11 protein-coding genes are annotated in these 7,914 nt (G+C 60.2%); 8 read left to right on the top strand and 3 right to left on the bottom strand.

Features of this window, described 5'->3' with window-relative positions:
• Nucleotides 1-24 precede the first annotated feature (24 nt).
• The gene (locus tag A15D_RS12585) at nt 25-648 is read left to right on the top strand and encodes a pseudouridine synthase (protein WP_102792237.1); all 624 of its coding nucleotides are present in this window, start codon (nt 25-27) and stop codon (nt 646-648) included.
• Here the strand turns inward: A15D_RS12585 and A15D_RS12590 are convergent.
• From A15D_RS12590 to moaC, 3 genes are read right to left on the bottom strand one after another with little or no spacing between them, the layout of a single operon-like run.
• A complete protein-coding gene (locus tag A15D_RS12590; RefSeq protein WP_102792238.1) occupies nt 551-1,024 on the bottom strand; it encodes a molybdenum cofactor biosynthesis protein MoaE in 474 nt (157 codons plus the stop codon). The two genes, A15D_RS12585 and A15D_RS12590, sit on opposite strands and share 98 nt — an antisense overlap.
• Complete coding sequence (gene moaD / locus A15D_RS12595; protein ID WP_102792239.1) at nt 1,021-1,275, bottom strand: molybdopterin converting factor subunit 1; 255 nt, start codon at nt 1,273-1,275, stop codon at nt 1,021-1,023. Before moaD ends, A15D_RS12590 begins: the two co-directional genes overlap by 4 nt.
• Nucleotides 1,275-1,772 (bottom strand): cyclic pyranopterin monophosphate synthase MoaC, encoded by a 498-nt coding sequence (gene moaC, locus A15D_RS12600; protein ID WP_102792240.1) that lies wholly within the window; start codon nt 1,770-1,772, stop codon nt 1,275-1,277. The genes moaD and moaC overlap by 1 nt, the downstream gene beginning before the upstream one ends.
• Nucleotides 1,773-1,878: 106 nt before the next feature.
• On the opposite strand from moaC, the gene A15D_RS12605 reads away from it, so the two are divergent.
• The 7 genes from A15D_RS12605 to A15D_RS12635 all read left to right on the top strand — a co-directional run bounded on the left by A15D_RS12605 (nt 1,879) and on the right by A15D_RS12635 (nt 7,879).
• The gene (locus tag A15D_RS12605) at nt 1,879-2,346 is read left to right on the top strand and encodes an NUDIX hydrolase (RefSeq protein ID WP_022984054.1); all 468 of its coding nucleotides are present in this window, start codon (nt 1,879-1,881) and stop codon (nt 2,344-2,346) included.
• A 16-nt stretch (nt 2,347-2,362) separates the two neighbouring features.
• Entirely contained in the window at nt 2,363-3,457 is a 1,095-nt protein-coding gene (gene mnmA, locus A15D_RS12610; RefSeq protein ID WP_102792241.1) for a tRNA 2-thiouridine(34) synthase MnmA, read from the top strand.
• 27 nt (nt 3,458-3,484) lie between these two features.
• Nucleotides 3,485-4,123 (top strand): high frequency lysogenization protein HflD, encoded by a 639-nt coding sequence (hflD, locus tag A15D_RS12615; RefSeq protein ID WP_102792242.1) that lies wholly within the window; start codon nt 3,485-3,487, stop codon nt 4,121-4,123.
• A 271-nt stretch (nt 4,124-4,394) separates the two neighbouring features.
• Nucleotides 4,395-5,765 (top strand): adenylosuccinate lyase, encoded by a 1,371-nt coding sequence (purB, locus tag A15D_RS12620; protein ID WP_102792243.1) that lies wholly within the window; start codon nt 4,395-4,397, stop codon nt 5,763-5,765.
• A 53-nt stretch (nt 5,766-5,818) separates the two neighbouring features.
• Nucleotides 5,819-6,946 (top strand): JmjC domain-containing protein, encoded by a 1,128-nt coding sequence (locus tag A15D_RS12625; RefSeq protein ID WP_102792244.1) that lies wholly within the window; start codon nt 5,819-5,821, stop codon nt 6,944-6,946.
• 10 nt (nt 6,947-6,956) lie between these two features.
• Complete coding sequence (locus A15D_RS12630; protein ID WP_022984048.1) at nt 6,957-7,382, top strand: GNAT family N-acetyltransferase; 426 nt, start codon at nt 6,957-6,959, stop codon at nt 7,380-7,382.
• Nucleotides 7,382-7,879 carry a hypothetical protein gene (locus A15D_RS12635; protein ID WP_102792245.1) on the top strand — a complete coding sequence of 166 codons (498 nt, stop codon included), beginning with the start codon at nt 7,382-7,384 and terminating at the stop codon, nt 7,877-7,879. Before A15D_RS12630 ends, A15D_RS12635 begins: the two co-directional genes overlap by 1 nt.
• Nucleotides 7,880-7,914 lie beyond the last annotated feature (35 nt).

Genomic DNA, 7,914 nt, shown 5'->3' on the forward strand with positions numbered 1-7,914 from the left:
AACCTATCAGGATTGTCAGGCCCCATGGCGCAATTGATCTTGCTCAACAAACCCTTTCAGGTGTTGTCCCAGTTTCGCGACGATCAGGGTCGCCGAACGTTGAGCGAATTCATCCCCCAACCGGACGTGTACCCGGCGGGACGACTGGACTGGGATTCTGAAGGCCTGCTGTTGCTGACTGATGACGGCAGTCTGCAGGCGCGCATCAGCAGTCCGCGGTTTCACCTTCCCAAAACCTATCTGGTTCTGGTGGAGGGTGAGCCCGGGGGCTCTGATCTGCAAAAATTGCGCCAGGGCATCACTTTGAAAGACGGCCCTACCCGGCCAGCCCAGGTCGAGCGCATTGATGCCCCGCCACTGTGGGATCGGCATCCTCCGGTTCGGTCACGCAAAACGGTAACCGACAGCTGGTTGAAACTCACCATAGACGAAGGTCGAAACCGGCAGGTACGACGCATGACCGCCGCCATCGGATTTCCCACCTTGAGACTGGTTCGCTGGCAGATTGGGGACTGGTCAGTGGAAGGCCTGGCGCCAGGAGAATGGCGCGCTAGCGAGGTGCACGCCCCGTCGCGTCCTGCAGCCAGGCCGCGGCGGCCTGGTCATCGCTCTCGCGGGCCTCGACCCAAATCCAGCGCCCGTCGATAAGCTCTTTCTTCCAGAACGGCGCCCGGGTCTTCAGCAGATCCATGATAAAGGCGCAGGCCTCGAAAGCAGCCTGACGGTGGGCCGAGCTGACCGCCACCTGGACAATGTCATCACCGGCCTGAATGGTGCCAACCCTGTGCACCACCCAGGCACCATTGAGGTGCCAGCGACTGCAGGCCTGCTCAACAATGGTGCCAAGCACGGATTCCGTCATGCCCGGGTAATGCTCCAGATGCAGGGCCTCTACCTTGCCTTGCTCATCGCGTACCTGGCCACTGAACATCACCACCGCACCACTGCGCCCCTGATCCCGCAGCCACAAATCCGGCTCGCTGGCGCTCAAACCACCCTCACGAACCTCGATATGGGCCTTCATCCGCCGGTCACCGGTGGAAACAGGGCCACCACGTCTCCCGCTTCCACTAGACTATCCTCATTACCCAGCACTTCATTGATGGCCACCATCCGTCGCGGTGTCGCCTCCAGAGCCTTGGCCAGAGCCACATCGGTTGTCGCCAGCCAGTCAACCAGCTGCGCAACCGTGCTCACCCCTTCCGGTAAGTCGACCTGGATAGCATCACGGCCTGCCCGTTCCCGCAGAGCAGCAAAAAAGCGTACCTGGACCATCAATGTTCTTCCTGTTCGTTAACGCGTTGGTAATGGCCGCTACGCCCACCCAGTTTTTCCAGCAGGCAGACGCTTTCAATCACCATGCCACGATCGACCGCCTTGCACATGTCATACAGCGTCAGCGCCGCCACCGAAGCCGCGGTCAGGGCCTCCATCTCGACCCCGGTTGTGCCGCTGAGTTTGCACAGGGTCTCGATCCGCAGGGCGTCATCCCCCTCTGGCTCGATATTCACGGTCACCTTGGTCAGCATCAGGGGGTGGCACAGAGGAATCAGGTCCCAGGTCTTTTTGGCCGCCTGAATGCCTGCAATACGGGCGGTTGCCAACACGTCGCCTTTGGGATGGCGCTGATCCTGAATCATGGCCAGCGTGGCAGGCTGCATGCGTACCCGGGCCTGGGCCACGGCGACCCGTTGAGTCACTGCCTTGTCAGTGACATCAACCATCTGTGCCTGTCCACTGCTGTCCAGGTGGGTAAACTGATCGTCTGACATCCTCGCTCCTGGCCTGTTGTCTCGGCGGCGGCTGCGCTACCATTCCCGCCTTTCATCGTATCGTATTGTGCCCGGCTCCGCCGGGCACCCTGTTGGCAGATCTGCTATGAACAGCTTCGAGCCGCACATTACTGTGGCCTGCGTGGTGGAACAAGACGGCAAGTTCCTGTTTGTCCGCGAATTGAGCAAGGGCCGTGAGGTCCTCAACCAGCCAGCCGGCCACGTGGAGTTCGGCGAAACCCTGGAACAAGCGGCCTGGCGTGAAACACTCGAAGAAACGGCTTGGCAGGTGGAAATCACCGACCTGTTGGGCTGGTACATCTTTCAGCCGCAGAAAGGCGGCGGGGTGTACTATCGGACCTGCTTTGTGGCCCGACCGGTGAGCCACGACCCACGTCAGAAACTGGATACCGGCATCCTTGACGCCGAGTGGCTGACACCAGAGGCCTTCCGCGCCCGTCGTGACCAGCACCGCAGCCCCCTTGTGGAACGCTGCCTGGATGACTATCTCTCTGGTAGACGATTGCCCCTGGACACCATTTACCAGCACCCCTGGCCTCTCCAGCGGGGCTGACAGGAATACTGTGACCATGCACAAAGCGCCTCAAGATACCCGCGTTATCGTTGGCATGTCCGGCGGTGTGGATTCCTCCGTGGCGGCCGCCCGACTGATCGACGCTGGCTACCAGGTCGAAGGCCTGTTCATGAAGAACTGGAACGAGGACGACGGCACCGAGTATTGCACCGCCCGCGAAGACCTGCTGGACGCCATGCAGGTGGCCGGTGTTCTTGGCATCGAATTGCACACCGCCAACTTTGCCTCGGAATACTGGGACCGGGTATTTGAACATTTCCTTGCCGAATACCGGGCAGGCCGGACCCCCAACCCGGATATCCTCTGCAACAAGGAAATCAAGTTCCAGGCCTTCCTTGACCATGCACTGACCCTGGGCGCGGACTACATTGCCACCGGCCACTACGCGCAGGTCGATCACACCGGAGCCGCGAAGCTGGTTCGCGCTGTCGATACCAACAAGGACCAGACCTACTTCCTGCACGCGGTAGATCACCACAAGTTCGATCGTACCCTGTTCCCGCTGGGGGATCTGGAAAAGCCCGAAGTGCGCCGGATCGCCGAAGACAAGGGCTTCGCCAACCACAAGAAAAAGGACTCCACCGGCATCTGCTTTATTGGTGAGCGCCGCTTCAAGGATTTTCTCGAGCAGTATCTGCCTGCCCAACCCGGCAAGATTGAAGACGACCACGGCAACGTGATTGGCGACCATGATGGCCTGATGTACTACACCCTCGGCCAGCGTCAGGGGCTGGGTATTGGCGGCCGCTCCGATAGTAACGATGCCCCCTGGTATGTGGCGGGCAAGGATCTGGACCGCAATGTCCTGATTGCCGTGCAAGGCACCGAACATCCACTGCTGTACAGCCGCGAACTGACCAGTGCCCCGGTCATGTGGGTGGCCCTGCAGCCTCCGGCCCTGCCAGCCAGACTCACGGCAAAGACCCGCTATCGCCAACCCGATCAGGCCTGTACGGTTTCCGATGCCGGTGAGGGGCGCGTTCATGTGGTCTTTGATGAGCCACAACGCGCAGTGACCCCCGGTCAGTCCGTGGTCTTCTACGATGGCCCGGTCTGCCTCGGTGGCGCGCCCATTGAAGCAACCCGGTAACGACCCAACGCCAAGGACAGACACCCCATGAGCGAACGTTTCTCTCGCGAACAGCAGCGAACACTGGCGCTGGCTGCTGTGTTCCAGGCGGCCCAGCTGGCAGACGACATTGCCCTGCGTGGTGATTGCGACCCACGGGCCTTTGAAGCGCTCATCGAGGGCGTAATGGCACTGGATGCGGAGACTTTTGATGCCATCTATCCCAGGCCCGGCCTGCTACGCGATGGCATGAGCTTGCTCAACCGCAGTCTCAACAAGGATTCCGCCGGAGGCTCCCTGCGCCCGCTCAACTACGGCCTGGCCCTGCTCCATCTGGCAGGCAAACTCCGCAAGAACGACGACACCACCAGCATTCTGCGCCATCGGCTCATAGCCCTGAGTGGCCAGCAAGCCCATTTCAGCAGCCTCACCGAAGATGCGTTCTGTCACCGGCTGGCCGGGATCTACGTGGACACCCTGGGGACCTTCCGCTTTCGCATACAGGTGAAGGGCGAGCCCTCTCACCTTCAGGACGAAAACAAGGCCGCCAGGATTCGCGCTCTGTTCCTTGCCGGCGTCCGCGCCGCCTTCCTGTGGCACCAGTTCGGCGGGCGCCGCTGGCATCTTCTGTTCCAGAGAAAACTTATCCTTTCACAAATAGAATCGATAGATATCAATAATTTATAGAAATTTTTTAATCTTTTTTATCAATATAGGTCACGGGCTGTGACAGCGGAATCTGAACCACCAGAACCGCCCATATATGACAGCCCTCTCCCGCTATTCCCTCTGTAATCCCTGCGCTCTCAATGGGGCACCCCCTTTTCCCGTAACCGGCGAATATCGCCACCAGCCACGCTCCCGACACCAACGCAACAGAAGCACGCAGCCCCGCCTTTTTTGCTGTATCATTGCGCCGCTTTGGAACCTTACTTGGACGACTTCGGGAGCCTGACACATGTCCAGCCTGAATACCCTCACCGCCATTTCACCGGTCGATGGCCGCTATGCCGGCAAAGTCGATGCCCTGCGTAACACTACCAGTGAATACGGTCTGATCCGCTTCCGCGTCCACGTGGAAGTGAGCTGGCTGGAACAGCTCGCCCACGACAAGAATATCCCCGAAGTCCCGCTGATGAGCGGTCAGGCAGCCTGGCACCTGCGCGGCATTACCCGCGACTTCGAAGCCAAACATGCCGAGCGCATCAAGGAAATCGAAGCCACCACCAACCACGACGTGAAAGCGGTGGAATACTTCATCAAGGAACAGATGGCCGAGCACAGCGAACTGGCTGGCATGAGTGAATTTGTCCACTTCGCCTGCACCAGTGAGGACATCAACAACCTCTCCTACTCCCTGATGCTCAAGGAAGCCCGCGAGATCCTGCTGCCCAAGATGGACCAGGTGATCAACGCCATCCGCCGTCAGGCCCATAGCCTGGCCGACCAGCCGATGCTGTCACGGACCCACGGCCAGTCGGCCTCCCCCACCACCGTTGGCAAAGAAATGGCCAATGTGGTGGCCCGCCTGCAGCGCCAGCGCGATCAGTTCGCCGCTGTGGAACTGCTCGGCAAGATCAATGGCGCGGTGGGCAACTACAACGCTCACCTGTCGGCCTACCCGGAAGTGGACTGGGAAACCTTTGCCCGCCGTTTCGTTGAAAGCCTGGGACTGACCTTCAACCCCTTCACCACCCAGATCGAACCCCACGATTGCGTGGCGGAGTACTTCCACGCACTGATGCGTTTCAACACCATCCTGCTGGATTTCGACCGTGACGTGTGGGGCTATATCTCGCTGGGTTATTTCAAGCAGAAAACCGTGGAAGGCGAAGTGGGTTCCTCCACCATGCCCCACAAGGTCAATCCCATCGACTTCGAAAACTCCGAAGGTAACCTGGGTCTGGCCAATGCGATCATGGATCATCTGGCCGCCAAGCTGCCCATTTCCCGCTGGCAGCGTGATCTGACCGATTCCACCGTACTGCGTAATGTCGGTGTCGGTCTGGCCCACAGCCTGATCGCTTTCGAGGCTAGCCTGAAAGGTATCGGCAAGCTGGAAGTGAATGCCGCCCGTCTTAATGCAGACCTGGATGCCGCCTGGGAAGTCCTCGCCGAGCCGATCCAGACAGTCATGCGTCGCTACGGGATCGAAAAACCCTACGAGAAGCTCAAGGCTCTGACCCGCGGCAAGGACGGCATTAATCAGGAGACCCTCACCGCCTTCATCAATGATCTGGCGATCCCGGATGAAGCCAAGGAAATCCTGCTTGCCATGACCCCGGCCAGCTACATCGGCAACGCCCCGCAACAGGCACGTAACCTCTGAAGCGTGAGGCTGTGCCAGCTATCGCTGGCACAGCCTTGCTGCCGGACTTGCCCATGAGCGCCACACTCCCAAACTTCACCTTGCCGCTGGCTCCTGAAGCCTTTCTGCGTGATTACTGGCAGAAAAAGCCGCTGTTCATGCCCGCAGCCGCCACGGGTCTTGACAGTCCCGACGCTGACACCCTGGCCGGGCTGGCTCTGGAAGACGGCGTAGAAGCCCGAATTATTCAGGGAGCGGGCAAGGGCCCGTGGCAGCTACAACAGGGCCCGCTGGACGAGGAGATCTTTTCCACTCTCGGGGAACGGGACTGGACCCTGCTGGTGCAGTCAGTTGATCATTTCCTCACCGAAACCTCTCTGCTGCTGGACGGCTTTGCGTTCCTGCCGGGCTGGCGCGTGGAAGACATCATGATGAGTTACGCGGTGACGGGCGGCAGTGTCGGCCCGCACTTTGATCGTTATGACGTCTTCCTGATTCAGGCGCACGGTTCCCGTCGCTGGCAAATTGGAGAGGTCTGTGACGAACACAGCCCACGCCTGCCCCACCCGGACCTGAAATTGCTCGATGGCATGGCAGTCCGGGAAGAATATATCGCCATGCCCGGCGACGTACTCTACCTGCCGCCTGGGGTCGCACACCACGGTGTGGCCGAGGATGATGACTGCCTGACTTGGTCCGTCGGCTTCCGTGCACCGGATTACCAGATGCTGATGGCCGAAATCGCCGGTGAGTGCCTGGCAGATGCTGACAGCCACCTGTTCACGGACCCCCAGCGTACCGTCCCCAACAACCCAGCCATCCTGACCGATCAGGATCGCCAGGCCCTGGTGCGTGGGGCGCTCGATCTGCTTAAGCCAGAAGGCATTGAACGGGCAGTTTATCGCTGGCTATCGACCCCCCGACAGGATGGCCTTGAATTTGCCATCGACGACCACCATATTCGCGAGCGCGATCCGCACACCGCCCTGGTTCGCCATGGCAGCGTGCGCCTGCTGATGCAGGGCAACCGGGTATGGCTCAACGGTGAGCCGCACACCCTTACAGAACAACAACGCCCGCTGGTTCAGCTATTGGCCAGCAAGCGACGCTACACGGAAAGCGAGCTGGAAGCCGTAATGACTTCCACCGCCAGGGAATTGCTCCATGAATGGATTGAACAGGGCTTCTTCGCCCCACTGTAACGAGACCCCTATGGCTATCAGCATTATCGAAACCCGTTGGGATGAAAGCGAAACCGCCCTGCGCAACCTCCGCCAGCAGGTGTTCATTGATGAACAGCACGTGCCGGAGGAGCTGGAATGGGATGGGGAAGATGACCAGGCCGTCCATTTTATGGCCCTGGACGCGAACCAACAGCCGGTCGGCTGTATCCGCTTGTTGCCCACCGGGCAGATCAGCCGCCTGTGCGTATTGTCAGAGCAACGTAACAACGGCGTAGGGAGCTCCCTGCTGGTGGCAGCCGAAGATGCCGCCCGTGGCCTGGGAATGGAAGAAATCTTCCTGCATGCCCAGACCCACGCCACCAGTTTCTATGAGGCTGCAGGGTTTTCTGTGTCCGGCGGGATCTTCATGGACGCCAACATCCCACACCGACAGATGTTCAAACCGCTGGTCTGATGTCATTTGTCATCGGCGACGACGACACCCTGATCACCCTCACCCGAAGCCAGGCCAGCGAAGGGCTGGCTCGCCTGGCCCACGCCTGCAAGCGCCGTCTGTGGCTTCGCGTGCCCACCCTCGATGCACTCACCGCTGACGATCAGGTGGTCGATGCCATCAAGGCTCTGGCCATCGCCAGTGAACGCTCCGACGTGCGAGTGCTGTTTGATGATCAGCAAGAGGCGGTGCGCAATGGCCATCGGCTGATTCACCTCGCGCGCCGACTGCCCTCACGCATTCAACTTCGCCAGACCCAGCAGGATGACTGTGACCCGCAGGCCTGCCACGCGCTTGGGGATGATACCGGCCTTTTCGAAGCCATCGGCTGGCCACGGCCCCGCCGCATTCACCTGTGCGCACACCGCCTGCCGCGAGCGCCACGCCTTGCCAGGGATTTTCAAACGCTTTGGGAACGGGCCGGCACCAGCCCGGAACTCCGGGAGCTGCGACTGTAACGCTAAGGAACCTCTGAATAACTCCTTGCATGCTC

The sequence above is a fragment of the Alcanivorax sp. MD8A genome, assembly GCF_002888555.1.
Classification (GTDB): Bacteria; Pseudomonadota; Gammaproteobacteria; order Pseudomonadales; family Alcanivoracaceae; genus Alcanivorax.